Below are 26,017 nucleotides of genomic sequence, written 5' to 3' on the forward strand. Positions count from 1 at the left end.
GCACAAAAAAAGGCCCTTCGTGTGAAGGGCCCTGGAAAAGTCTGGCTCCCCGGGACAGATTTGAACTGCCGACACGGTGGTTAACAGCCACCTGCTCTGCCAGCTGAGCTACCGGGGAATGCGCGTGAGGAGCCTCTTTAGGCAAAGAGGGCCGCTCTGTCAACCAGTTTGCGCTGCGGCGCGAATTTTTGTCTGGTTTGCCTCTTCAATCTTGCCTTGTTGCTCCAGGGCCGTGATCAGGACTTCCCAGAAGGCGGGGGAGTCGGTTTTCAAGTGCACGCTCTGCCGGGCCAGAGATTCGGCGATTTCCGGATCGTCACCGCGCTCCAGGTAGATCGTGGCCAGAAGATGGAAGGAGTGGGCGTCCTGGGGGTTGGCCGTGATGGCTTGGTGCAGATATTCCCGGGCCGTATCCCGGTCGTCGCGGCGAAAAGCCAGTCTGGCCAGGTAGCGGTAGGCCAGATTGTGTGTGGCGGCGAGATGCTCCCCGTCGGACATGGCCCGGACCTGTTCGTAGAGGTTCCAGGCCCGCTCGAAGTCGCCCTCCTCCTCTGCCATGAGGCCCAGGCGGATCAGCGCATAGACATGATCGGGCCGGATGGAGAGCACCTGCTCGAAGGCCTGCCGGGCGGCCACGGGGTCCCCGTCTTTGAGGCAGGCGCAACCGAAGTTGTAGAGCGGCATGATGTGTTCCGGATGGAGGCCGGTCAGGTCTTGAAAGATGGTCCTGGCCTTGGCGTACTTGTTCAGCCGCGCATAGCAGACTCCCAGGGAGTTGCGGGCCAGCAGGTTGCCTTCGTCGACGGTCAGGGCTTTCTTGTATTCGGCGATGGCATCATAGATTTCGCCTTGGGCAAAAAGGCGGTCGGCGCTGATGTTCAGGGATACGGAATCGAAGCAGGCAATTCGCTCATCGTGCAGGAAGTCGGCGTGATCCAGGGCCTTGCGCGCATTTTCCAGGATGTCGGAGCGCGTGTAGTCCAGGAAGGGGTAGGCCGCGATGCCTACGGATTTTTCCAGTTCGGCGAAGCGGTCGTCCTCAAGCAGTTCGCGCACGATGCGCAGGCATTCTTCCTGATCCAGGCCCGGTACGTGGTAGATGATGCAGTTCACGCTGAACCGTCCGCCAAGGGCCTCCGCTCCGAACAGGGCTTCGACCCGGCTGGCGAGGGTCTGAAAGAACTGCTCTTCTTTCATCTTGTCCATGGGCGTGCGGTCGGCATGGGGCGTTTCAAGGCGCATGAGCACCATGCAGAAATTTTTTGCCTGGATGCGGGCCGCTTGCCAGGCTTGTAAAAAGTCCCGGTAGGGATAGAGCCCGGTGAGGGGGTCTTTTTGCGGGGTGCGGTCGCCGGGCTGAACTTCGCGCTGCTCCATGCGCCCTGTGTGGTCGTCGAGCAGGGTCAGCTTGTCGCCTTTCTCCACGGTCCAGTTCGGATCGCTTTGCACCAGCACTTCGGCGATGGACATTTCCTCCTGCACTTCGACCAGCGAGACCTCGGCCTTGTACATGGGCGGGTAGTGGCCAAAAATCGCATCACCCTGTCTCCCGACAATGGTTTCGCTGCCGTTGAACTTGCGGGACCAGATCAGAAAGCGTTGCCCTTCGTGGGCATCCATGCTCCGGCCGAGGTTGATGATCAGGCGATTCATGGGCATTACTTCAAGCACCATCCCGCCCTGGGTCAGGATCTGTCGGAAGGAATAGATCTGGGAGCGGCCGCCGGCCTTGGCGGTGTTCAGGGCTTTTTCCGCTTTTTCCAGAATCAGCCAGGCCTGCTCCTCGGGCGCCTTTTGAAATTGCGCCCCTTGAAGATCCTGCGGATAGTTGACGTGGCCGATACTGGCCGAGACGCCGACGTCTTCGCGCAGGGGCGTGAAGCGCGCCGTGACCTTGGCCAGTTCGGCGCCGAGGCTGAGGGCCAGTTCGCTCATCTTGGCGCGGGAGGCCTGCGGCCAGAGCACGCCGAAGGAATCTCCGTCCAGACGGCAGACCAGGGTCTGCTTGGGGCAGACGGCGCGCAGCCGTTCCGCTGCCAGAACCAGGATTTTGTCCCCGAAATTGTGTCCGAAATTTTCGTTGATCTGGCGGAAGCGGTCCAGATCCAGAATGATGAGGCCGAAGCAGGCGCTGTGCCCCTGCAGGGAGTCGTCGGCCATGGCTTCGGGACCAGGCATGATGGAGCCGACGATGCCGGAAATTTCCCGGATCAGGCCCTGATGCATGCAGTGGCGGTTGAAGAGGCCGGTCAGCGGATCGGTGATGGCCGATTTGCGAATCGTGATCTGCTCCAGACACAGCGAGGCCATCTGCGGCAGAAAGGGCAGGGCCCGGGCCGTTTCCTCAGGGTCCACTCCTCTGGCTTCAAAGATCGCGAGCAGCCGGTCCGAATACGTCAGCGGCAGCGAGAGTCGATCATTTTCCAGGGTCGCGCGTCCGAAGGGATGCTGCGGCTCCGCTTCCATGTTTTCAGGTGTTTTGGCCGGAAACATGAGGCTGTAGGAGGAAAAGGGAATGATGGCCCTAAGGGCGGTTTTGAGCAGGGGCTCGTATTCGATGATGTCTTGTCTTCGCAGCGTGCCGGTCTCGATGGAAGTGGCCGTGTTCATAATTGACCCCGGGTGTTTTTTAAGGCCATTGCCTCATGGCGGAATCCTTGTCCAGAAAGCAGAATTGTGTTTTGGCCCGAAGCTGGCTACATCTTGAACATAAATGTTTCCCTGGGAGGAATTGATGCTGAAAGTTACCGTCATGCCGCTTGGACCGCTGGATACAAATTGCTACGTCGTGCACTCGGACCGTGAGGCCGTGGTCATCGACCCGGGCGGGGAGGCGCAGGAAATCCTGTCTTTTCTTGCCTCCGAAAAGTTGAACCTGACCGCGATCCTGAACACGCACCTGCATTTCGATCACATCCAGGGCAATGCGGACCTGGTCGCGGCCACGGGATTGACCGTCATGGCCAGTGCCAAGGATGGTTTTCTGCTTGAAAATGAACTCGGAGGCGGTGGAATGATGGGCTTTCCGCGCACGCCGCCCTTTTCGTATTCGCCGCTGGAGGAAGGAGAGTTGCCCTTGCTCGGCACGACCTGCCGCGTGCTGGCCACCCCCGGTCATAGTCCGGGCAGTTTGTCATTTTATTTCCAGGAGCTGGGCGCGGTTTTCGTCGGCGATCTGCTTTTCTACCGCTCCGTGGGGCGCACCGATTTTCCCGGAAGCTCGGAACGCGAACTGATCCGCTCCGTCCGCAGCGCTATTTTTACCCTGCCCGAAGAGACGGTGGTGTATCCCGGTCACGGACCCGAAACCACGGTCGGCCAGGAAAAGCTCAACAATCCGTTTTTTACGGAATTCATCCGTTAGGAGTGGCCATGATCCCCGAAGGTGAACATGATTTCCGGGACAAGTGCTGACACGTGGGAGTGGATGCCAGTTGGCAGCTGCGTTTCAGCCGTACGGACAAGCAGGTTTTTTGGGTCAAGCCGGGCGTGGTGCCCCAGCTCGAGAACGCGCTTTATATAGAAACCGATTGGACTTTGAGCCTGCGCGAAGTCGGTGAATTCGTGCGGGCGGAATTTGTCCGCAAGCCCCGACCATGAACGAACCTCTGATCATGTCCCTCAGCCCCAGGGCAGGCGGAAACAGCGATCATGCCGCTGCTCTTTTCGCGCGCAGTCTGGACCGGGAGTCTCGGCCCGTTTTTTTGCGCGAACATCAGATCGAGCCCTGCACGGGGTGCGGGTGCTGCGCCGAAGACGGCCTGTGCAGGATTGGCGCGGACGGGGCCGAAGAGCTTTTTTCACGGCTTGACCGCGCCTCAGGGCTGGTTCTGACCGCGCCGGTTTATTTTTATCATCTGCCAAGCCAGGCCAAGGCCTGGATTGATCGCGCCCAGTCCAGATATATGGCCCGGCAGAGCGGGCTGCGCACCCCGCAAGCCCTTCGCTGCGCCTATGTCGTGCTGGTGGCGGGACGGACACGGGGCGAGAATCTTTTTGCGGGGATCCTGCCGACCTTGAATTATTTCTTGCAGGTTTTTGATTTTCGTATCGAGAAGACGCTCTGCCTGCGCGGTCTGGACGGGGCTGATGATTTTTCCCGGGACCGCGCGGCCGCGGACGCCGTGCGAGATCTGGCCAGGAGCAGCGGATGGTAGGGGCGGGGCTTTCACGCGGGCTCGCCGCCGTGCTGCATGTGCTCGGACGCCGCTGTCAATTTTGCGCGGCGGTGCTCGAACATGCCGATGCATTTCCGTTGTGCCGAAACTGCCGGGCGCTCCTGGCCCCGCGTGTTAACGGCTACTGCCCTGACTGCGGAATCTGTTACGCGGACCCCGCGACGCCTGTATATTCTTGTTTGTCGTGTCGCCAGGGCAAGCCCCCGTGGTCGGGGGTGGCTTTTCACGGGCTCTACTCCGGCGCGCTGCGCGAGCTTATCCACCAGCACAAGTTTGGCCATGACCATGGTCTAGGGCTGCTGCTGCGCGATCTGATCCGCGAGGCCTGGGAGCGGCACTGTCTGCCCCGCCCCGACTGCATCGTGCCCGTGCCCATGCTGCCCGCCAGGGTGCTTGACCGCGGATTCAACCAGAGCGCCGAGTTGGCGCGTATGCTCGGCAAGGTCATCGGCTTGCCTCCTCTTCTTTCCGGTCTGCGCAAAATCCGGGACACCAGTGCCCAATCGAGCCTGGGCCGGGCCGAGCGGCATCGCAACGTCGCGGGCGCTTTCGAGGCGGCCGCGAGCCTGTCCGGGCAGCACGTGCTGCTTGTCGACGATGTCATGACCACGGGCGCGACCCTGACGGCCTGTGCCAAGGCCTGCCTGGCTGCGAAAGCGCGGCGCGTGGACATCTTTTTTCTGGGCAGGGCGGTATGAAGAATCTTTCTTTCCGGAACTTCGGGCATCAGAGCCAGCGGCGGGTCTTGGGGCTGCTGACGCTCATGCTCCTGGGAGTTATGGCGCTGGGGGCCAAGGAAGCCTATCGCTACAGGGTCATTCGGGATCATCAGTTGCTGATGAAGGCGGAGCAGGCTCATCTGGATCTGGTCCAGACTTTTCGCGTTGCCATGAGCTCGGCGCGTTTGGGCTTTGATCGCCTGTCTTCGGCCCCGGACTTGCCCGGTCTTTTTGCTCTTGAAGTCGAGACGGACAAGGCGCTCATGCTTTCGCGGCGGGCTCTGGTCGTGATGCACCAGGGCGGCGAGCTTGGCTTGGAGGGCCTTGAAGGACAGCCTGTGGGCCAGATCATCACTCTGGCCCAGCCTATGCCGCCTGAGCTTCTTGAAGAGGCCTCGAAGCTCGTACCCGTGGTGCGGGACATTTCGGACCAGGGGCATTTTATGATCCGCACCCAGATGCACGCCCTGGACGCGTCGAAAAACGAGGGGGTCAGTCCGGATCTGGCGGCCGTCCGTGAACAGACGGAAGTTTTGTTCAGCCAGGCGACGAAAACGGCCGAAATCCTTCAGCGCGACATCAGAGTCCGGATCGCGCGGGCCATCGACAACCACCAGACCAACGCCAATCGAATCCTGGCCATGACTTGCGGGTTGGTGGTTCTTTTGCTGACGGGCATGGTCACGCTGTGCGTGCGCATCATGCTCTCCTTTGCGGACATGCTCCGGTCGCGGGAAAAAGACGGCGCGGCCGTGGTGGAAGCCAACGCGGGCATGGAAAGGATTTTGGAGGCATTGCCGGTGGGCATCGCCATCCTGGGCCAGGACCGGATTATCCGCCGGGTCAACCTGGCCGCGACCAATCTGCTTGATATCGAGCCCGGCTGGTTTTTCGAGCGCCACGTCCCTTGGGACATGTTCTATGAGAATGTGCAAAGCGATGACCCTGAAAGGCAGCCCCGGATCGAATTCGAGCACGAGGTGCGCATGCGCGCGCTGGAAGGGCGGACCCTGGATGTGATCAAAAGCTCCATCCCGGTCATTCTGCAGGGGGAAACCCTGATCCTTGAGGTCTTCATGGACGTGACCCAGCGCAAGCAGGCCGAGCGCGAGCTGTTGCAGGAAAAATCGCGTCTGGAGTCGCTTCTTTCCGGGATAAATGAAGGCGTGGCCCTGACCGACGAGCGCGGCGGCGTGCTTGAAGTCAACGAGAGCCTGTGTCGAATTCTGGGTGCCAAGGCCCATGATCTGCTGGGCCGAAAAGTCTGGGACCTTTTCCCCGACGGGATTCTCGGGACGCAGCTGGCGCAGGGGTTGCGCGCCCTGCAGGAAAATCCCCGGACCCGGTTGCGTGAAATCCAGCTGGAATCGTTCCGGGACATGGCGCTGGTGGTGCGCATGCAGCCTGTTCTGGGCGAGGAAGCTTTTGGCGGCATGATCGTCAGCGTCATCGAGGTCACGGCTATTGTCGATGCCCGGCGCAGGGCCGAAGCCGCTTCCCAGGCGAAAAGCATGTTTCTGGCCAACATGAGTCACGAAATCCGTACGCCCATGAATTCCATCCTCGGCCATGGGGAATTGCTGGCCCGGACCCGCCTTGATACCGAACAGGCGGATTGCGTGCAGGGGATCCGCGTTTGCGCCGAGAGCCTTCTGGTCATCATCAACGACATCCTTGATTTTTCCAAGATAGAGGCCGGCATGCTGCGCATTGCGCCCGAGGATGTCGATTTGGGTGGGCTGCTTGCGCGCGTGCGGACCATGCTTAGCGAGCAGGCGCAAAAAAAAGGTCTTGATTTGCAGTTGGTTACTGCCGGATTGCCGCAGGTGGTGAGTACGGATGCCGGCCGATTGACGCAGATCCTGGTCAACCTGGTCGGCAACGCCATCAAATTCACGGAGCATGGCGGCGTGGAGCTTTCCGTCCGCGGGGAGGCCCACGCGGGAGGCAAGGCCGCGCTTTGTTTTTCCGTGCGCGACACCGGGATCGGCATTTCTGCGGACCGGCAGAAGGGAATTTTTGTCTCTTTTGAACAGGCGGATGGCTCCCTGACCCGTGAGTACGGCGGAACGGGCCTGGGTCTGACCATCGCCAACAGTCTGGTCCGCCTGCTCGGCGGCAGCGGTATCTCGGTAAAAAGTCAGACCGGCCAGGGCAGTACTTTTTCCTTCACCCTGGTCATGAACGTGTCCGCGCCGGCACCGGCGCAAGAACTCGCTGCCATTGACGGCCAGGAGCGTTCTTTCGGTCGGGTCCGGGTTTTGGCGGCAGAGGACAACCCGTTCAACCGGGGCCTGCTGGTGAAGATGCTCAACACTCTGAACGTAAGCGATATCCAGATGGTCGAAAATGGGCAGGACGCGGTTGATGCCCTTGCGGCAGGGCAGGCCTTCGACATCGTGCTCATGGATATCCAGATGCCGCTCATGGACGGACTGGAAGCCACCAGACAAATCAGGGCCATGGGGCTGAACGTGCCCATCATCGCCCTGACCGCCCACGCCCTGGAGTCGGATCAGCGCAAGAGTTTGGAGGCGGGCATGAACGGGCACCTGGCCAAGCCTTACAGATTGCAGGATCTGGTCGAGACTCTGAGCACATGGTGTTCTTGAAGTTTTTGTTGACGCTCTACGGGTTTCGTTTTATTTGCATCCTCCCTCTCGACAGCTGTCCTGCTCCGGACGGCTTTATAGCGTTATGAAAGTCTTGACGGGGCGCCTCGGAAGAGGTAGCCACGTCGTTCAATATTTTGGAGGACGCAAGATGTTTGCAATCGTGGAAACGGGCGGAAAGCAGTTTCGTGTGGAAGAAGGCCGCAGTCTGAAGGTAGCCAAGCTCGACGTGCAGGCCGGTTCAGAGCTCACTCTGGACAAAATCCTGCTTGTCGGAACCGGCGCCGACGTCAAGATCGGTCAGCCTTTCGTCGACGGCGCAGCCGTGCAGTGCGAAGTGGTTGAGCATGGTCGTGACAAGAAGATCATCATTTTCAAAAAGAAACGCCGCAAGGATTATCGTAGAACCCAGGGTCACCGTCAGGATTATACAACCCTGAAAGTGAAATCCATTCAGGCCTAGTGTCGGGAGGAAATAATGGCTCATAAAAAAGCAGGTGGTAGTTCACGCAACGGGCGCGACAGTGCCGGCCAAAGGCTTGGCGTGAAAAAGTTCGGTGGCCAGACGGTTTTGGCGGGCAACATTCTTGTGCGTCAGCATGGCACCAAGGTTCATCCCGGCGTTAACGTTGGCGTGGGCAAGGATTTTACTCTTTTCGCGCTGATCGACGGAGTCGTGAAGTTTGAAAAGTATACCCGCAAGAACAAGGTCAAGACCAGGGTCAACATCGTTCCTGCTGTCTAGGCTTTGTCCAGCACAAGCCTTTTTCAAGCCGCTTCAAGAGAGTGCTCTTGGGCGGCTTTTTTTGCTGTCCGGCGGCTGTGCGACCCGGACCTGGAGAGAACATGAGATTTGTAGATGAAGCCAAGATCATCATCCGTTCCGGAAGCGGAGGTCAGGGCAGTGTTTCGTTCCGCCGGGAAAAATACGTGCCCAGGGGCGGTCCCGACGGAGGGGACGGGGGCAAGGGCGGCGACGTCATCATGCGAGCCAACAACAATCTGTTGACTCTTTACGATTATCGTCACGCTTCCTTTCAGGAAGCCGAGAGCGGGCGGCCCGGCGGCGGACGGCTTTGTTATGGTCGCGCCGGTGAGGACAAGATCGTCGAGGTGCCCGTGGGCACCCAGGTTTTCGAGGAAGTGGACGGTCAGGAGCGGCTGATCGCCGACTTCACCAAGGATGGCCAGGAGATCGTCGTGGCCGAAGGCGGGCGCGGAGGCAAGGGCAATACCCATTTCAAGTCTTCCGTCATGCAGGTGCCCCGTTTCGCGCAGCCCGGAGAACCGGGCGTGGAAAAGTACATCCGCCTCGAACTGAAAGTCTTTGCCGATGTCGGGCTTTTGGGGCTGCCCAACGCGGGCAAGTCCACCCTCATTTCGCGCATCTCCGCGGCCCGGCCGAAAATCGCGGCCTATCCGTTCACCACGCTGGCGCCCAATTTGGGCGTGGTCATCGACGAGCATGAGCGCAAGCTGGTCGTGGCGGACATTCCCGGTCTCATCGAGGGCGCCCACACGGGGCAGGGCCTGGGGCACACCTTTCTGCGCCACGTGGAGCGGTCCCGCTTTCTGGTTCATATCCTGAGCATCGAGGATGTGAATGTGGAAGATCCCCTGTCCGGGTTCCACATCCTTGACGACGAGCTGCGCAAGTTCGATCCGGCATTGGGCGAGAAGCCTCAGATTCGCGTGATCAACAAGATCGATCTGGCTGACGAGGAGCGCTTGGCCGAGGTGCGGGCCGCCTTTGACCGGCTTGGGCTCAAGGTGTACTTCATGTCGGCGTTGGACGAAACCGGAGTGGACGTGGTGCTGGATGCCATGTGGAATCTGCATCTGCAGACCGTCAAGGACGAAACCGAACATGGAACTATCGACTGATTGGCGCGAGCAGCGCCGCCGGATTCTGGAGAAGGCCAAACGGGTCGTCATCAAGATTGGCAGCGCCGTGTTGACCACGGAAAAGGGCCTCGACCCGCGCGTGGTCAACCGCTTGGCCGATCAGATCGCGGGGCTGCATGACCGGGGCCTTGAGATCGTGCTCGTGACCTCCGGGGCCGTGGCCGCAGGGCGCTGCGTGCTCGGCGCGGACAAGGCCGCCGGCTGCATGGTGCATAAGCAGGCCGCCTCAGCCGTGGGCCAGAGCCGGCTCATGCACAGCTATGACGAGGCGTTCGCGCACTACGAGAAGATCACGGCGCAGGTCCTCTTGACCAAGGATGACCTGCGCAGCCGCGAGCGTTTTCTGAACGCGCGCAACACCATGTGCCGTCTGCTGGACTGGAAGGTCATCCCCATCGTCAACGAGAACGATACCGTGGCCGTGCAGGAGCTCAAATTCGGCGACAACGACGCCCTTTCGTCCATGGTCGCCAATCTGGTCGGGGCCGATGTGATCATCAATCTGACCTCCGCCGATGGCGTCTTTGACGACAATCCCCTGGAAAATCCCGACGCCCTCTTTGTGCCCTGCATCGAAAACATTTCCGATCTCAATTTGCAGTCCATGTGCCGGGGCAAGACCGGGGCCGGAACCGGCGGGATGCTTAGCAAGCTCATGGCCGCCCGCCGCGCCGCGAGCATCGGCGTGCCGACGCTGATCGTCTCGGGGCGGCAGAAGCACGTGCTGGAGCGCGTGTTCGATCTGGAAGACCTGGGCTCCTGGATTGCGCCGACGCAGAAGATGCTCTCGGGCCGCAAGTTCTGGCTGGCCTATCACCTGGACCCGGTCGGCAGCATCGTCGTCGATGATGGCGCGGCTCGCGCTCTGACAAGCAAGGGCAAGAGCCTCTTGGCTGCGGGTATCGCCGGTGTGGAAGGCACTTTCGGCATGGGCGCTCTGGTCCGGATCGTGCGCCTCGATGGCGGCGCCGTGGGCGTGGGGCTGACGAACTTCAAGGCCGTGGAACTGCGCAAGATCCAGGGTTTGAGCAGTTCCGAAATCGAAAAGATCCTGGGGCCCTGCCCGCATCAGGAGGTTGTGCATCGCGACAATATGGTGCTCGATAGTTCGCTCTGAAGACTCCGGCGAGGCGTTACCGCGCTCCGGGTAGGACGGCTTCTGCATTTTGCATGCACGAAGCCTTTTTTTACGCCCGCGCAAGCCGAGATTCCCGCGCTCCGTGCCAGTCCGTGCCGGTCCGTGTCCGTCCCTCAGACGCCGATTAGGGCCGGGTGCCCTGTGGGAAATTTCAGGACCTGAAAAGATGAAACACAAACAGCCGCCCGCTGCGCAGGGTCACGGTGGCCTGGGTTTCGACAAAGACGTTGCTCATGCCCCAGCTTGTGCCGAAGGTCAGGGTGGCATCCTGAAGCGGATATTCAAGGCCGGTGAGGCTCACGCCGCTGGCCTCGGGCGTGGCCGGGAGCAGTGACAGGGTATCGCCCACTGCGCCGCTCAAGGTCAGGGATTGATCCGTGAGGTGCACGCATTGTTCCTGGTCCATGATGCAGGCCGGGATTCCTGCGGGCAGGCAGCGTGACAGGAGAAAGATGTTGCCCAGGGTGTGGTCGAGCCTGCCCCCGGTGCCTCCCAGAATGGAGATGCGGGACGCGCCGCGCGTGAGGGCCAGTTCGAGCGCCAGTTCCAGGTCCGTGGCGTCTTTTTTGGGTGGATGCAGGTGCAATTCCACGTCCGCCTGTCGGTATTCCTGAAGCAGTTCTTCGGAAATGGAGTCCATGTCGCCCACGGCCAGATGCGGAAGCATTCCCATGGCGCGTAAATGCCTGCTGCCGCCGTCAACCCCGATCAGCCTTTCGGCGGTGGAAATGACCTGCCTGATGACCGGCGAGAGAGTCAGGGGCCCGTTGGCCAAAAGAACCCAGTGCATGCGCGTCTCCGTGAAAAAAGAGAATTTGCCGTTTCGGGTTCGTCCCGATACGAAGCTTCTAGGTAATCATACGCGCCAAACAAGGCAAGACGCCGGCATGCACGGCCATTCCGCGCTCCGGCCCCGATTATTCTCCTCATTTCAGGAGCCTTCAATGTTCGATTCCTCTGTATACAAGGCCCGCCGGGCCGCGCTGATGAGGCTTGTCAAAAGCGGCTGTATTCTGCTGCCCGGCAATGATCTGATCGGCATGAACTATCCCGCCAACACGTTCGACTTTCGCCAGGACGGTTCTTTTCTTTATTTCACGGGCCTGGATACTCCAGGTCTTTGCCTGTGGCTGGACTGCGAGAGCGGGGAAGAGTTTCTGTTCGGCCCTGTGCTTGGCATGGAGCATACCATCTGGAGCGGGGCGGTCCCCTCGCTTTCGGAATTGGCCGCCCTGTCCGGCATTGCAGGCTGTGAATCCTTAAACGGATTGACGAGTGCCGTGCAGCAGGCGCGAGGGCAGAGGCGAAGCGTCCATTATCCACCGCCCTACCATGGATACACGACCCTGCTTCTGGCCGATTTGCTGGGTGCTTCGCCCCGGGGGGCGAAAACTGGATTCTCACGCGTCCTTGTGCAGGGGATTGTGGAACTGCGTAGCATCAAGAGCGAAATGGAAGTGGCGCAAATCCGTGAAGCCATCGCGCTTTCCGCTGCGATGTACAGCCACCTCATGGCGGTCTGCGTTCCCGGCATCTCGGAAATGGAGCTTTACGGTCGCTCGCAGGGACTGATTCTCGCGCGTGGCAGTCGGGTGGCATTCCCAATGATTTTGTCCCGGCGCGGAGAGGTGCTGCACAACCACAGCCACGATCAGATCCTGGCGGACGGTGATTTGCTGCTGGTCGATTCCGGAGTGGTCTCGCCTTTGGGCTATGCCTCGGACATCACCCGAACCCTGCCCGTGAGTGGACGTTTCATGGCCAGGCAGGAGGATGTTTATGAAATTGTGCTCCGAGCCCTGGCCGAGGGCACTTCGCGCATGGCCCCCGGCGTGCCTTTTGTGGAATGCCATCTGGCCGCAGCCAAGGTTGTAGCCCAGGGGCTGTCGGACCTTGGACTGATGCGCGGCGATCCGGCTGAGGCCGTCGCAAGCGGGGCTCACGCCCTCTTTTTCCCGCATGGCCTGGGGCACATGCTGGGGCTTGATGTGCATGACATGGAAGCGTTGGGTGAGGATTTCGTCGGCTATGACGACACGTTCACGCGTTCCGGCCAGTTCGGCTTGTCCGGGCTGCGCATGGCCCGCAGGCTTCGGCCCGGCTTTGTCATGACCGTTGAACCAGGCATCTACTTCATTCCCGCCCTTATCCGGCAGTGGCGGGAAGAGCGGCGCTTGGAACAGTTCATCAACTATGCGGCATTGGATGCCTATCTGGATTTCGGCGGCATCCGCATCGAGGACGACGTGCTGGTTACCGAAGACGGCAGGGATGTCTTGAGTACGGACATTCCCAAAAGCGCCAAGGATGTTTGCAAGCGCATGGGAGCCGCATCGTGAGAAAGATCAGCCTGCACGGAGGGCACAGCGGCCAGTATTGTGATCATGCCCGCGATACGCTGGCGGATATCGTTGAGGCGTATCATTTGGCCGGCTTTGAATGTGTTGGCCTGAGCGAGCATATGCCGCCTTTTGGCGACGCCGGGCTGTATCCCGATGAAGTGGAGCTTGGCCGGTCAGCTGGCTGGATGGAGGCGCGGTTTGCCCTTTATGTGGCCGAAGCCAGGGAGCTTGCCCGCAACTACAAGGACCGCATGCGCATTCTGGTGGGAATGGAAAGTGAATGGTATCCGGGCTGCGCCCGGTGGGTGGCTGATTTGCGCCGGTACCATGGGCTGGATTACGTGGTGGGCTCGGTCCACCACGTGAAAGGCGTGTGTTTTGATTTTTCCAGGGATGCCTACGACAAGGCTTCCGCGATCTGTGGCGGGACAAGCCGGATGTATGCGGCCTATTTTGACGAGCAGTTGGAAATGCTGCGGGAAACCAGGCCGGAGGTAGTGGGGCATTTCGATCTTATCCGCCTCCATGATCCGGACTATCTGCAAACTTTGGCGCTGCCGGAAGTTTGGGAGCGGGTCATGTGCAACCTGGAGTGGCTCCGCGACGCCGGAGCAATTCTTGATATCAACGCGCGGGCCCTGCTGAAAGGCCAGCCCGAACCCTATGTGTGTGCCCCTATCTTGGACGCTGCCGCAAAGCTTGGGATTGGCGTTGCCTACGGCGATGACGCGCACGGAGTGGCGGATGTGGGCTACGGGTTTGAGCAGGTAGAGGAGGTGCTCGCGGCGCGAAATATGAAAGGGCCGGAGGCTTTTGGTGATGGGGTTCTACGCAATCTCTGCGGGTGAGGTCTTCCAGGCACGCCAGAGCAGCCGGCTGGAATAGGCCAGGCCGCTGCCGACCATGACATAGAGTCCGGTCTTGATGCCCGCTGCGATCGGCAGCAAGCTTAAAGTCCGTCCGAATATGATCATGACCGCGATAAGCATCCAGTTCCGAACGGAAAAAAGCCCGCCCAAACAGGCGCGGGAAGGCTTGCCGCCGATATGAAGAATGATCTTGCCTGCGACCCGGTCCAAAATGAATCTGCCTTTAACAATCCCCAGCGCCACCCCAGTCGCAATCACAGCCAAGGTAAAAAACAAAGACCCTTCCCGAGAAAGATAAATCCCTTTGACGGAGAGAAACATACCGACCGCAGACCAGACAATGGCAGCTGTGAGCAGGCGCGTGCGGGGGTAGGCGCGGGGGGTGAGGCGGTCGAGGAAATGGGGGGGCATGGGGGCTTTGATAGGGAGGGGGCTGGTTAAAGTCAAATGGCGACGCCGTCCAGCACGTGAAAAAAAGAGGCCAGCATCGTGACGATGCCGGCCTCTCGCCGTAGGATCAATTCGCGTTAATCCACTTCAAGGGTATGCCATCCGCCGCGGCCGGACTTGACGTTAGGTATCGGCAGGTTTGGCTGATGGATTTCGATGATGCTCCCGGTGCTTGTCTGCACGAAGGCTCTTACGCCTTCCTCGCTGCCAAGGTGCAGGCTGGGAGAAACACCCATGCCTTGCCCCAGGTCGACAATGAACGGTACGTATTTTCCCCCTCCATCTCCGAAAACGTTTTCTTTCCACGCTGTCCCGGTTCGGTAATAGAGCGCATATAGTTTGCTAGTTCCCTCCGCTGTGCAATAGTCGCTTGATGGGGTGAACGTCGTAAAATTTGTGAGGCCGCCAAAAAGTGTTGGTTGCCCGACAACACGTTCGCCGGTGCTATTGTTCATCGCCCGTCTCCATCCATCTATGTTTGGAGTATCTCGGATATAATCAGCCAGTTCCTCTACAGTTGTTACGTCTGATGGTGGACAGTCTCCAAGGCTGTCGTCGCATTCAAGAAGTCCTGAGCCATCGTTCAAAACTTGAATTCCCGTAACATCGAACAAATTTCCTGGGGGGATTGTGCTAAAGTTGTATGCGGAACTGTCGGTTTTTTTGGGCTCCATGATGCCGTACATCCACTGGGTTCTTAGGTCAGTTTTATCCAAAGTGTCCCAGAACTTGCCCGTACCGAAGTATACCCAAACATTCTTGTCTTTGAAGCCGACGTTGGGAGCGCCGGTCATTGGCCCTCCGGTGTCAGTCATCTCTTTGCGTTCCCATTTGCTGGGATCAGGTTCCGCTTCGACTTTCAACCTGTGTACTCCGCCTGTGAAGTCTCCCTTGTTAGGGGTGACCACTGTGCCGTAATACATCATGTCAATGAAGAAATCGAAATCGTAATCAACGGATACAAAGCCTGTTCCCATCGCGCTGTCCGAGTCCGAAAGGGAAAGGATTCCTTTATCGCTGCTTGACGGTTTGGCGATGCTTGCATCCATGCGCAACGAAAACGAGGTGGGTATGTTAGGACCTTTTTCTGCGTCGATGATTGCCGCCATCGGAATGACAATGACCTGTGCCTTCTGATTGCTTTGTCCATCAGTTTCAAGTGGGCCGGTGCCAAACAACATGTACCAATATCGTTCCCCGTCGGTTCCGTTGACTGCGACAAGCGTCGGTTGGTTCACTGAGTAGCCCAAGGTGTATGTGCCATCGAAAGTTAATTCCCCCAAGAGTACCGGCGGAACCTCCGGATTTGTCACGTCAAACATGACAAAAGATGAGCCAAAGTAGTTTGTGCCCACGGCAAGGTTTTGTTGACCATCGCCGCCGAAATTGAATCCGCATACGAGGATGGTCCCCCATCCCTCGGGGTGATCCTTGTCTGGGTAAAAGACTTTCGCGTCAAACACCCTAGGTTTCAAATCCACGTAATATTGGTGCTGATAATTTGGGTTTGTCAGGCATGACAGGTGTGGCAAGAGATTGTACGGAACATACGCCCACATTTCAGTGCCAAGCTCAAAACCGCCATTTGTGGAAAGAGTGCCGTTACTCTCTATGTTGGTATAGTATCCACCTGTTTTTTCGCTGTAAAACCCGCTGTTAACGGCGTGCAGCATCCCGTCATTAGCGCCAAAATAGACCATGACGCGTCTATTTTTGTACTGCTTATAAAATTCTGTATATGTTGAATCATTCCAGTATAAATCGTAATTTTCTGCCGGTGCGGAGACGACAGTCGGTGAAGAATTGATTATGTCGCCCATGCGCCATGTTTCAGGTGTTTCAGGTTCGCCGTCAAAATTTCTGTCGACATTTATTTCGCGGGATCTCAAGGCTGTGTTATCTTCGCCTCTGATCCAATTTACTACAGAAGCTGGACATAGCGTGGAATTTACGTTGCCTGGGATGAAATCGACAACTTCGTTATCGTAGTCTATTATTCCATCTCCATCATCATTCCAGGTAAAAATGTAGCGTAGTGATTTGTCCTCGCCGCTTGTAGAGTTGTAATTTGAACGCTGTATTAATGCTTCTGAATCCGACATCTTGTTTAGCCATCTGGAGGCGCTCCAAACGTGCTTTACAGAACTCAACTTCTTTTCTTCTCCAGTGCAGGTCCCGTTGACCACTTCGCCCCCTGAGCAAGCCTTGGATTCCTTGTCGCTTTCATCATACCAAATGGTGACCTTGGCGTCTCCGGGGTCGAGAACATGCTCTGATGTGCCGTTATCTTCATGCATGATTCCGTCATTATCCAGCCAATAAGCGTAAACATCGCCGGTCCAAGTTGTCTTGTCGCGTTGAGGCCAGAAGACCGCTTGGTATAGAAGCCCAGCCCCTTTTCGGGATGTGGAGACGACCGATGCTGCCGACCCGGAGGATACGCGGTTCAGTATGCTGCTGAATGCTGTGATGAGCGCGTTTTCAAGTTCGGCGCCAGTGGCAGCTTCGAAATAGTTGTCAGGGATTCCGTCTTTTGGGCTGGTGTCGTATTCAGTTGAGTTGGTTGGTTCGCCATTGCCATCGTTGTCCTTGAAACCTCCCCATTTGGCGGCTTCTTTCAGGAGTTGGCTTCCGGATCCGAAGGCAAAGATTGTATAGAGATCGACAGTCTGGTTTCCTTCAAGGTCGTCACGCATGTCCGTCGTATGTGCCCAGTACGCGACGTTGTCGAGAAAGGCAGAGCCTTCGTTTGGATATGTGACGTTGTCGTTATTGGCACCGTCAAAGCCGTCTTTGATGAATTCTGGTAAGTTTTGATCTTGGGTAGATTCGCCGTCGGTAATGAGAATGACATTTTGATTGGAGCACCAGATTTCATCCCCAATATCAGCAAAGTAATACGGGCTTGGGTATGAATCCCCGCTCTGAACATTGTATGCATCTGTTTCGTATCGTGGCCCAATTTCATTGGAAAGATTGTTGTCTTGGCGTATATATCCACATGCAGTATACAACGTTTCAGCTAGGGGTGTCCAGCTGTTGACGGCTATTTCGTCAATGTTGTTGATTATGTCGTCTATCTCTGTGCTGTCCGATGTCATGTAATTCAGAATTTCGCCACCATCTTCATATCCAGATATGTCTTTTTTAGTGACGTCGTCATCGTATCGAAATAAAGCTAGCCTCATTCTGTAGCCGAAACGGTGGAGAAGTCCGTATTTTTTTTCAGAGTAAATTTTAAGTTGGAATTTTCCTACTTCGCTTCCTATTGACCATATTTTGCTTGTTGTATTGGGTGGTGTAGCTTTGTAGAGAGTTATGTAGTTATCGCTAGCGGTTTGCTTAAATCCAAGAGGTTCAGAATACGGAGTTACATTTTTTCCTGTTGCGTTGAATACGTGGTACATGCCTCTGCTGTTTCCGCCGTCAGTTTTAGAGACTAAATATGTGTTTGTGGCGTTGTTGTATGCTCCACCCGTGAGGACTTTTCTGACGATGTCTGTTCTGTGCATAGAAACCCAGTTCATGAAATTGCCATTCCATTTGCCAGAAGTGTCGGGTTTAAAATAATCAGCGGTCTCATCGTAGGTATAATTTGCGCTGGGTTCAAAGTAGCCGTAATATTCGTTGGAAGCGTTGTATCCTGTATATGCTCTTGTGTTGTCGTTTCCCCAGTATACCGCTTCTTCCTGATATGCATGCTCGTTCATGCTTCCTGATGAATCGACGATGAGTGTTGTTGAAGGTTTAACAGCGTCTGATAAAAAAGGAGGTATGTGTGCATAATTGTTGCAGCTAAATTGCTCTGCTGTTATTGATTGCGCTGCTAAAGCAATGCTCGCAAAATAAAGTATAAACAAAAAAATAAGCAGTGGTACCCGCGAGCTTTTCATTTTAGCGCTCCCTTGATTTGAAATAAAAAAATCCTGATAATATTTTTTCACCCAAAATTATTCACATATTATTAATATTGACTCGACGTCAGGAATGCCTTCAGGAGTATAAGGCGCGGAGCATTTAACATCTACTATTGTGTCGATAAGGTTATCAGAGAGTTCCGTCGGAGTAGCGTCGCACCCTAGGACTAGTGTCGATGCCGTAAGCGGTAGTATTGTTCCTGATTTATCTTTGACGCACCATCCTGCTGGCTTGATGAGGGTCCATACTCCAGAGCAAAGATTTAATGTGGAGTTGGTGGAAATGTCTGCAGTGTTTTCTGCATGTGTGTTCTGGAATAGAAATGCTACGAATAAGATGGACATAATCAAAACTCTCATAATTCAAACTCCATTATTTTCCTGAAGTGAGGGATCTGTAGATTTCCGCAGAGCGTTTTCGGGACTCACCGTTATCAGAACGGCCAGTGGATCGCAGGCTGTATATTCGTGCCATGGCGCCTCCGGCGGCCAATCCTTTTCCGACACCTTCGTAGCCTGCTGCAAAAATGATGGATGTTCCGTCAGAGCTTAATGAGCCGAGGTAGTTGATGGTGATCGTCGAGGCGATTTCACCGTCAACAAGAAAATTTAGTGTTGAAGTGTTGTTATTATTATAAATTGCATTGCCGGGGTTTACAATTTCAAATGTTGTTCCGTTGATGTCAAGAGGGCCGTCCTCAGGAAAAGAAGCGTTTGCGTCATCTCCTCGCGAAAATTCAGAAAAGCCAATGACTTCTTCCGCGACATTGAGGCCGCTGTCACTCCAAAGAAAAGCCTGCTTCATAAGTCGAACATTTCTGCCAACAAAAAGATCAATTTCTGTATTCCGGCTCAATCCTATGACTACTGCCGCAAGCAAAGCCATAATCACTAGGGCAAGGACTAGCGCGCTTCCGTTTTCTTTGTGCATGTGTTAACCGCCTACAACGATGCGTTGATACTGTACTGCCGTGGGGCCATAGTGATTCCAGGACACAGTAACTACAATTTTCCATAGATTGACGCCATCAAGAATTTTGTCATCGTCAGTTTCGATGGTCCACGTCCGAGCGTACAGCACTCCTTGTGAGATGATTTCTTCTGGGCCGCCAGCAGGCTCGGCCGCCGCATTGTCTTGGCATTCCAATGCAAGCTGCTCAAGTTTGGCCATCCCCAGTTCCGACGCGGTGGTAATCCCGTTACTAATGGCCCTGCCTTTGATGCTTCCATCCTGCGCTTTTGCCCACCCTAAAATTCCAACAGTAATAATTACCGCAGCTATCAGCAGTTCAACGAGGGTGAAACCTTTTTGATTATTCTTAATTAACATTGCGCAACCAGACCTGTGTTTGAAATTCCTGATAGTGGAATCCTGCCGGCAGAGTTGATCCCTCGAAAGTTTGACCAGGGTCCCATGGTAACCTGAAGGTGCGGGTTTCCTGATGGCCTGGTTCGATTTCTCGAGTGCGCAGAATCATGTAAATCCATACAGCCTTGACGTTCTCCGGGTTTCCTGGATCGTCTTCCCAGTTTGCCAGAATTCCTAGGTTTTCATCGTCCTCAGTGTATGCGAGTTGAAAATCCTGTACATCATAGATCAAAACTTCTTCCAGGCCTGTGGGGTGTTCAACAAAGCGCTGTCGGAGTTCATCGCCGTTCACGTAAAATTCAACGGGATTTACCCGGAAAACTTTCGAGTTATCTCGTAGCGAAGAAAGACTGCTATCGATAGTCACACTGTTTAGTCCTTTTGCTGTGACAGTGTAGAATGAATTTGGAGTCAGTGATGGATAAAAGCTTATATATTTTGAAAAGTTGGCTGTTCCGATATCAGTTGAATTATCTACTGGAATTACGTTTGTCTCGGTAATGGGTGCTGTTGTTGTTGCTACGTGCTCAAATCCATAGATCAGTGTGACGCGGTCTGACGTTGTGCCCGAAAAATTTTGATCTGTGTGTATTAAAAATGTGTCTTCTCCAGCTATTTCGTTCGTTCCGGAAATTTTTTCGCTGCACCCAAATCCAGCATGGCTGAAAGCCTGTATTAAAACCTGCATTGCAGCTCTGGCGCTGCTTTGCATTTCCAGTTGGTTTTGTTGTGCTTGATTTATTCTTGTTTGCTCACGAAACAGGCTATAACCAGCTGTTGTAAGAATTCCAAACATGACGATTACGACCAGCAATTCGACAAGCGAAAAGCCGGCATGTCCAGCATGATTTAAGTGGGCTCTGTCACTGTACACGTATAGCTCCAGTGCGTAATATCTCTGTTGTGGTGACTGTTCCTCTGCTGTTGCTCATCACGATTTGGACAGTTCCAGTCCCCATGCCGTCCTCGTTAAATCGTGCCCGTGCGCCCGTTCCAGCTTCAAAGCGGATTGTTCCGCTATAGGAGATAAGATTTACTGTTTTCGCGACGATATCGTCTCCGCTGTCTAAATTTGCGTCTGGACCGGAATCAATGATCTGGTAGGCATGTGTTCCCGTGTCGAAATCTACTGCCCATGGACGCAGCCTTTTCAACGCTCCCATCTGCGCCTGTCTCAAGTCTTGAGAAAGGCTGCTGGTCGCGGATCTCAGATGATGTTCCGGCAGATATTTGAGGAGAAACAGCCCCGTGACGACTCCCAAGATGCTAAGAATCGCCACCACAACCAGCAATTCCACCAAGGTTACGCCGCGTTGGTTTTGACAATCAGTATGCAAATCGGCCTCGCTTTATTTGGACAATTATTTCGATAAGAGATGCAAGGGGTTGATGTTTTTGATCAGAGTCTGCGTCATTTTTGGGTCAAATAAGGAACTATTGCCAATAATTGGTTGATTGCTTCCAAAAACTGTCACAGTGCGCTGTTTTTGCTTTGTCGGTACCAGTGGGGAAGAAGTACTTTTCTCGCCCGCTAACAGGCCTGTTTTTTTGACCAAGAATTTTTTGTTGAGAAAAAATCTGCTCACAAGACAGGGGCTGGTGCGCAATTTTTCTCTGCGTTGAATTTATGCATAAGTATCTATTACCCTTTAGACTAGCATAATATCGTATTTTGCAGGTGTCAAAGCCTAGTGTCTTCCAGTAGTGATCTTTTGGAATTATTAACAGCAGAAAGTATGCCGGAACGATAGCCTTGAAAAAGCGTTTCGGTGTGGGTTTCTGATCGGCTATCATTGCAGGATGGAGGTTGGCGGCACTCAGCGTGGAACTGATGCTGGAATTATTTATTGGATTCAAGGCGGTAGGACGTTTGCCGTTGCGCAGTGGCTTTTGGCCAGACGTGTCGTTTTTTTAGGCTGTGTTCTTCCTCCTGAACAGACTGCCGGGTTTGATGTCTAATGGCGGGGGGCCTCGGTTTTCAGAATTGTGTTTAGGCTGGGATGGAAAAGGGCTCTGGCTGCTGATTTTGCACCGAAGGACATTATGGGCCTAGCTCCCAGCCCTTGCCACTTGCTGGAAGGTGGGAAACGGATCCGCTGTGTCTATTAGCAGGCAATTCTTTAGGAGGGGATTTGGTGTGGATCTTGTTCTCCGCAATCAGTACGTATTCTTCCGCCAAAATAGGCCGCCAGACTTGAACGTCAACGATGGGTCGACCTCCGGGGCGAAGATTTCGCCGGATGTTAGCGGAGTGAAGGCTTTCACGGCCCGTTTTTCGCCGACGTGCAGGATGGGTCTCGCCGCTAGGCCTTGCCCGAGTTCGACGAAGGCGGGGAAGTTTCCACCAGGGTGCTCCAGCGAGGGCCAGAAGTACGGGGTGCCGGTCTTGTAGGAGAGCGACCAGAGGCGGCTTGCTCCTCCTGCCGCGCAAATTTCCTGCGCCGGGATGACGCTTGTGAACACCACGGATCCTCCCAGCACTGCCGCCTGACCCAGCACCCGTTCTCCCGCTGCGCTGAATGTCTGTTTCCAGCCCGGAGCTTGTTCCTGCGCGCTGGTCAGCCATGCCCAGTCCCGGGTGGCGTTGGAGCTTTCGTCCATCTGGATTATTTCGACGCAATCCTCGGAAAATTTCCCTTCCCCGCATGTGCCCCGCGTCACGGCAACCTTGCTGCTGTCGAAAAGGAGTGATGTGAAGACCGTGTCCCAAGTCCGTGTCCCGGCGGTTTCCGGTTCCCTGATCCCGTAGAAGCCCATGGGTACGGTTTGGGGGATGTCGTCGCGGTTGAAAAATCGCCCCGTGCCGAAATAAACCCAAAGACTGCCTTGTTCGTCCATGGCGACCGAGGGCGCGGCGCTGACCGGTTCCGCCACATCTACTAGCGTGGACGTTTGCCATCCATCGGGCGGGCCATTGCCGGTTCGCAGCCGGTAGACCTTGCCCGCCGGGCTGGCCGAATCCCCGGCCACGGTGCCGAAGTAGACAAGATCGGTGCTGAGTTTTCCCGTGCTGTTTTTGGATGGGATGTCCAGATCCACGCCAACGGGGCCTGAAATGAACGACCCCGCCTCCGTGAAAGCGAAAGGATCGCCTTGTGACGAGGCCAGGCCCGTGCTGTCCACGGTTTTGACGGCTTTTTCCACGTACAGCGCGCTGAGGTCCAGCACGAAGAGCTTGCCGGGCTGGTCGCTCTTTTCGCGCATGAGCGTGCTCCTGTCGGCGCGTCCGGAGGCGTCGGCCGGGCCGGAACCGAAGACCAAATACCATTTGTTCTCGTCCGCATTTTGTGCATTAGGGCTGCTCATGGGCATGACCGCAGGTATGCAGGTCGTGAAGCCCTGACCGGGCAGGGATATTTCAGCCAGCACGTTGGGCGGGGATTCCGGGTCGGTCACGTCCATGATCACATAGGCCGAGGATACGGTGCGGTCGAGGCCCTCTTTAAAGTCGTCGCCGTCGGTCTTGTCGATGTCCACCTCCATGGCCGCCCCACCCATGCGCATGCCCGCGACCAGAATGGTGCCCCAGCCGCCGGGGTATCTGGCTTCGTCTACGGACGTGACCCCGTCGGACATGACGAAAATCCGGGCGTCGAAAACCTTGGGCGTCAGGTCCATGTAGGCGACATGCAGGTCTTCCCCGTAATCCGGGTGCATGAGCCATTTGAGGTGCGGAAGCTGGTTGTAGGGCACGTAGGCCCAGAGTTCCTGGCCGAGTTCAAATTCTATCCGGCCATCAAGCGCGTCGTCGAAAGTGCGGGTTCCGGCGTTCCAGAAGCCGCCATTGAAGGCATGCAGTATGCCGTCATTGGCTCCGACGTAGACCACTTGGCGTCGGCCCAGGTATTTTGTCAGGAATCTCTCGTAGGTCGTATCATTATATATGAGGTGATAGTTTTCGGCAGGCTTGCCGACCACGGTGGGCGATGAGAAGACAATGTCGCCTAGCCGCCAAGTAATACTCTCCTGTGTGCGGTTTCGAGATTCATCTGGGATCTCTTCCACCGTGGCGTCACCGACATCCATTCCACGGATGAAGTCCACTTGCCGCTTGGCCACGGTAGCCTGGAAGTTAACGAATTCTAGAGGGTTATCTTTTCGGAGATCGTGGATTTTTTTCTGCACTGTATTTGTCAGATCAAGCCCCATCGTCCCGGAAGTTGATTCGTACAGGGTCAGGTAGTTGTGAAAATAATCCGGTGAGTTGAGCTTTGCTTCCTCAGGCTTGGCTGGAAGCGCAAAATCCTGGATTTCTCCATTGTCCTCGTCGGCCACCATGTTCTGGTTTATGTCTACAAAGGTCATGATATAGCGATTCGGCGCAACGGATGCGTAGCTCGATCGCTGCGTGATCGCCTCGTCATTGGTCAGTTTGTTGAGCCAAGTGCTTGCTGACCACTGGAACTCGATGTCGCCTAAGCCGTCCAGGGCCGTGGCATTTCTTTCTTCTTCGTCAATGAGGCCGTTGTCATCTGCATCGGCATGGACGTAAATCTTTTCCCCGGTGAATTCGATGACCCGGCCTGCGGTGTTCTCATCGCCCTGGTCACTACTCTTGATGGCCTCGCGCAGGTTGCCTTGAGCATCCAGCAGATAGGCGTGCACGTCCCCCGACCAGGGCGGGGCGGTTTGGTTTGTCCGGCCGGGCGGGAAAAAGACCGCCTGATACGCAGCCCCTTCGCCGCTGCGCGTCCGGGTCGAGACGGCTGTGGCCGTGCCGGACACGACTGGTGGAGCGTCGGGCAGCAGGGCGCGGGTCAGCGTTGTTTTCAGTTCGTGCCCCGACTGCGGGGTAAAAAAGTTGTCGGGCAGGCCGTCGCCGCCGGAATTGAACTCCTCGTCCAGGTCCGGGAGGTTGTTGCCGTTCAAATCACTGAATTTTCCATGCCGAGCGGCATCCTGCAGGAGATAGCCCGGGCCGTCGGCGAGGGAGACGGCGTAGAAGTCCCAGTTTTGGATTCCCTCCATGTCGTCTTCGGGGCGCAAGTCCGTGGTGTGGCCCAGGTAGGCTGCATCAATGAGAAAGGTGCTTCCGTCCTGGCCCAGGACGTATTGTTTATCATTTCGTTTTATCGCAGCCGTGTTCTTGAATTCGGCGGGAACGCCATGGTCGCTGGAGCTTTCCCCGGCGCTGAACAGGATCACGCTCTGCTTGGTGCAGGGCGCCGTTTGTCCCTTGGACGGAAAGTAAAACGGGTCGTCGGTTTTTTGGCCTCGCCCGCCGTCATGGCGCAGATATTCGTAGACCTCGTGCAGGGTTTTAGCCAGTGGGGCAACGCCCCGTGGATTGACGGAGTTCACGACGCCTATGATTTGCTCAAGTTCGGCAGCGTTGTCGGTCATGGGAAACTGGTGGTGTCCGCCGTCTTCAAAGGTGAACAGCGCGACGCGGGCCTTGTTCTTCGTTGCCTGGAGCAGGCCGCCTTCATTTTTACCTTCGTTCTTGACGCGCAGGGCGTAGCGTTCCTCGCCGGATACAAGCATGAGGCCTTCGTCATCCCGGGGCGTGATGGTGACAGCTCCGTGCAGGGGCGTCATGCCGTCCGTCAGCTCTGTGGCATTAAATGCAAACTCCTCTGCCTCATGGCCAAGTGGTTCAGATTCATAATAGACGCTCCCGTCCTCGAATTTTCCACCGGTCAGCACCTTGCGCGCCACATCGATGCGTAGCATCGCGGCCCAGTTCAGGAAATTGCCGTTCCATTCCCCCGTGGCATTATCCGCAAAAAAATGCGGCGTGTCGCTTTCGGCATTGTAGCTGTAGGAGGAGTGAGGATCGAAGTAGCCATAGTATTCTCGCGTTCCGTTGAACGGATCGGAATAGGCCCGCTTCAGCATGCTTGAGGAGGTGTCCAGGATGAAGGTCAGCGATGGTTTTTCTTCCATGGGCAGGAAGGGCGGCAGCCAGTGGAAATCGGAGGCCCGATACGCTCGCGCTTCGGAGGCAAGGAGGAAGAGTGCGCAGGCGACTATCCAGATCGCATTTCCGATTTTTCTGCTCATTGGTTGACGTGCCTCCAGCCAAGGTCCACTTCCGCTACGCAGTTGCGCGTTCCCTGTCTGTGCGAGCGGATGAGGTAGCTGTTGTAGCTGCCGCCTGAGGCCGCGCCGCCGCCCATGCTCCCGTATCCCGAACCGCCTTGCAGTGCGTTGCCCGGCATCAGCCCCGTCTCGATGAAACCCACCCGCACATGGGTGGCCCCTGCTCCATGGCGGTGCCATGTGACGGGGAAGTCCTCCGGGTTGAAGTCGCGACTGTCTTCCCAGTCTGAGGCGTTGGTGCCGTTGCTGTAGAATGTGGAATTGACGGAGGCGATGGCACTTTCCAGATATTCATGGCCTGCGTTCGCGCCCGAATCCGCCAGAAAAAAGGTGGCTTTACCGTCCTGGCCGTTGGCGGCCATGAGGATGTTCAGATGCGCCGTGTCGCTTGCGGCCAGTCCCATGATCCCGAGTAGGGCGAGGGTGATGATGGCCACGATGAAGACCATGCCAGACTGGTCCGAACAGGTGCCCGG

General features: G+C 56.2%; 21 protein-coding genes and 1 tRNA gene. 11 read left to right on the plus strand and 11 right to left on the minus strand.

Annotated elements, in window-relative coordinates; all coding sequences use genetic code 11:
* Positions 1 to 42 precede the first annotated feature (42 nt).
* Together DBAC_RS17065 and DBAC_RS17070 are read right to left on the minus strand one after the other, a co-directional pair.
* Positions 43 to 118 (minus strand) — tRNA-Asn (locus tag DBAC_RS17065).
* A 41-nt stretch (positions 119 to 159) separates the two neighbouring features.
* Positions 160 to 2,610, minus strand: coding sequence for a diguanylate cyclase domain-containing protein (locus DBAC_RS17070; RefSeq protein WP_015775571.1), 2,451 nt, complete (start codon positions 2,608 to 2,610; stop codon positions 160 to 162).
* A 124-nt stretch (positions 2,611 to 2,734) separates the two neighbouring features.
* On the opposite strand from DBAC_RS17070, the gene DBAC_RS17075 reads away from it, so the two are divergent.
* The 9 genes from DBAC_RS17075 (at position 2,735) to proB (ending at position 10,531) form a co-directional block, all read left to right on the plus strand.
* Complete coding sequence (locus DBAC_RS17075; protein ID WP_015775572.1) at positions 2,735 to 3,364, plus strand: MBL fold metallo-hydrolase; 630 nt, start codon at positions 2,735 to 2,737, stop codon at positions 3,362 to 3,364.
* A 59-nt stretch (positions 3,365 to 3,423) separates the two neighbouring features.
* On the plus strand, positions 3,424 to 3,600 hold the full coding sequence (locus DBAC_RS19270; RefSeq protein ID WP_153304569.1) for a hypothetical protein: 177 nt from the start codon (positions 3,424 to 3,426) through the stop codon (positions 3,598 to 3,600).
* Positions 3,597 to 4,157, plus strand: a complete 561-nt coding sequence (locus DBAC_RS17085) for a flavodoxin family protein (RefSeq protein ID WP_015775573.1) — start codon at positions 3,597 to 3,599, stop codon at positions 4,155 to 4,157. The genes DBAC_RS19270 and DBAC_RS17085 overlap by 4 nt, the downstream gene beginning before the upstream one ends.
* Positions 4,151 to 4,876, plus strand: a complete 726-nt coding sequence (locus tag DBAC_RS17090; RefSeq protein ID WP_015775574.1) for a ComF family protein — start codon at positions 4,151 to 4,153, stop codon at positions 4,874 to 4,876. Before DBAC_RS17085 ends, DBAC_RS17090 begins: the two co-directional genes overlap by 7 nt.
* On the plus strand, positions 4,873 to 7,509 hold the full coding sequence (locus tag DBAC_RS18185; protein WP_015775575.1) for a hybrid sensor histidine kinase/response regulator: 2,637 nt from the start codon (positions 4,873 to 4,875) through the stop codon (positions 7,507 to 7,509). The genes DBAC_RS17090 and DBAC_RS18185 overlap by 4 nt, the downstream gene beginning before the upstream one ends.
* Positions 7,510 to 7,660: 151 nt before the next feature.
* Entirely contained in the window at positions 7,661 to 7,972 is a 312-nt protein-coding gene (gene rplU / locus DBAC_RS17100) for a 50S ribosomal protein L21 (protein ID WP_015775576.1), read from the plus strand.
* A gap of 15 nt (positions 7,973 to 7,987) precedes the next feature.
* On the plus strand, positions 7,988 to 8,254 hold the full coding sequence (gene rpmA / locus DBAC_RS17105) for a 50S ribosomal protein L27 (RefSeq protein WP_015775577.1): 267 nt from the start codon (positions 7,988 to 7,990) through the stop codon (positions 8,252 to 8,254).
* A 101-nt stretch (positions 8,255 to 8,355) separates the two neighbouring features.
* Positions 8,356 to 9,393 (plus strand): GTPase ObgE, encoded by a 1,038-nt coding sequence (obgE, locus tag DBAC_RS17110; protein WP_015775578.1) that lies wholly within the window; start codon positions 8,356 to 8,358, stop codon positions 9,391 to 9,393.
* Positions 9,377 to 10,531 carry a glutamate 5-kinase gene (proB, locus tag DBAC_RS17115; protein ID WP_015775579.1) on the plus strand — a complete coding sequence of 385 codons (1,155 nt, stop codon included), beginning with the start codon at positions 9,377 to 9,379 and terminating at the stop codon, positions 10,529 to 10,531. The genes obgE and proB overlap by 17 nt, the downstream gene beginning before the upstream one ends.
* A gap of 172 nt (positions 10,532 to 10,703) precedes the next feature.
* On the opposite strand, the gene DBAC_RS17120 is transcribed toward proB, so the two are convergent.
* The gene (locus DBAC_RS17120) at positions 10,704 to 11,342 is read right to left on the minus strand and encodes a thiamine diphosphokinase (RefSeq protein ID WP_015775580.1); all 639 of its coding nucleotides are present in this window, start codon (positions 11,340 to 11,342) and stop codon (positions 10,704 to 10,706) included.
* A 154-nt stretch (positions 11,343 to 11,496) separates the two neighbouring features.
* Here DBAC_RS17120 and DBAC_RS17125 point away from each other — a divergent pair, with 154 nt between their 5' ends.
* The gene (locus DBAC_RS17125; RefSeq protein WP_015775581.1) at positions 11,497 to 12,891 is read left to right on the plus strand and encodes an aminopeptidase P family protein; all 1,395 of its coding nucleotides are present in this window, start codon (positions 11,497 to 11,499) and stop codon (positions 12,889 to 12,891) included.
* Positions 12,888 to 13,742 (plus strand): histidinol-phosphatase, encoded by an 855-nt coding sequence (locus DBAC_RS17130; RefSeq protein WP_015775582.1) that lies wholly within the window; start codon positions 12,888 to 12,890, stop codon positions 13,740 to 13,742. Before DBAC_RS17125 ends, DBAC_RS17130 begins: the two co-directional genes overlap by 4 nt.
* Here the strand turns inward: DBAC_RS17130 and DBAC_RS17135 are convergent.
* From DBAC_RS17135 to DBAC_RS17165, 8 genes are all read right to left on the minus strand, one after another.
* Complete coding sequence (locus DBAC_RS17135) at positions 13,722 to 14,174, minus strand: hypothetical protein (protein WP_015775583.1); 453 nt, start codon at positions 14,172 to 14,174, stop codon at positions 13,722 to 13,724. The two genes, DBAC_RS17130 and DBAC_RS17135, sit on opposite strands and share 21 nt — an antisense overlap.
* A 116-nt stretch (positions 14,175 to 14,290) precedes the next feature.
* The gene (locus DBAC_RS17140; RefSeq protein WP_081434478.1) at positions 14,291 to 18,106 is read right to left on the minus strand and encodes a pilus assembly protein; all 3,816 of its coding nucleotides are present in this window, start codon (positions 18,104 to 18,106) and stop codon (positions 14,291 to 14,293) included.
* Between the two features lie 397 nt (positions 18,107 to 18,503).
* A complete protein-coding gene (locus tag DBAC_RS17145) occupies positions 18,504 to 19,061 on the minus strand; it encodes a pilus assembly PilX family protein (protein ID WP_015775586.1) in 558 nt (185 codons plus the stop codon).
* A gap of 3 nt (positions 19,062 to 19,064) precedes the next feature.
* Complete coding sequence (locus DBAC_RS17150; RefSeq protein ID WP_015775587.1) at positions 19,065 to 19,460, minus strand: type IV pilus modification PilV family protein; 396 nt, start codon at positions 19,458 to 19,460, stop codon at positions 19,065 to 19,067.
* Positions 19,450 to 20,373 (minus strand): PilW family protein, encoded by a 924-nt coding sequence (locus tag DBAC_RS18620; protein WP_015775588.1) that lies wholly within the window; start codon positions 20,371 to 20,373, stop codon positions 19,450 to 19,452. The genes DBAC_RS17150 and DBAC_RS18620 overlap by 11 nt, the downstream gene beginning before the upstream one ends.
* Positions 20,363 to 20,836 (minus strand): GspH/FimT family protein, encoded by a 474-nt coding sequence (locus DBAC_RS18625; protein ID WP_015775589.1) that lies wholly within the window; start codon positions 20,834 to 20,836, stop codon positions 20,363 to 20,365. The genes DBAC_RS18620 and DBAC_RS18625 overlap by 11 nt, the downstream gene beginning before the upstream one ends.
* Before the next feature lie 820 nt (positions 20,837 to 21,656).
* A complete protein-coding gene (locus tag DBAC_RS17160) occupies positions 21,657 to 25,502 on the minus strand; it encodes a pilus assembly protein (protein WP_015775591.1) in 3,846 nt (1,281 codons plus the stop codon).
* Positions 25,499 to 25,990, minus strand: coding sequence for a pilus assembly PilX family protein (locus DBAC_RS17165; RefSeq protein ID WP_015775592.1), 492 nt, complete (start codon positions 25,988 to 25,990; stop codon positions 25,499 to 25,501). Before DBAC_RS17165 ends, DBAC_RS17160 begins: the two co-directional genes overlap by 4 nt.
* Positions 25,991 to 26,017: the final 27 nt, after the last annotated feature.

The organism is Desulfomicrobium baculatum DSM 4028, from assembly GCF_000023225.1.
Classification (GTDB): domain Bacteria; phylum Desulfobacterota; class Desulfovibrionia; order Desulfovibrionales; family Desulfomicrobiaceae; genus Desulfomicrobium; species Desulfomicrobium baculatum.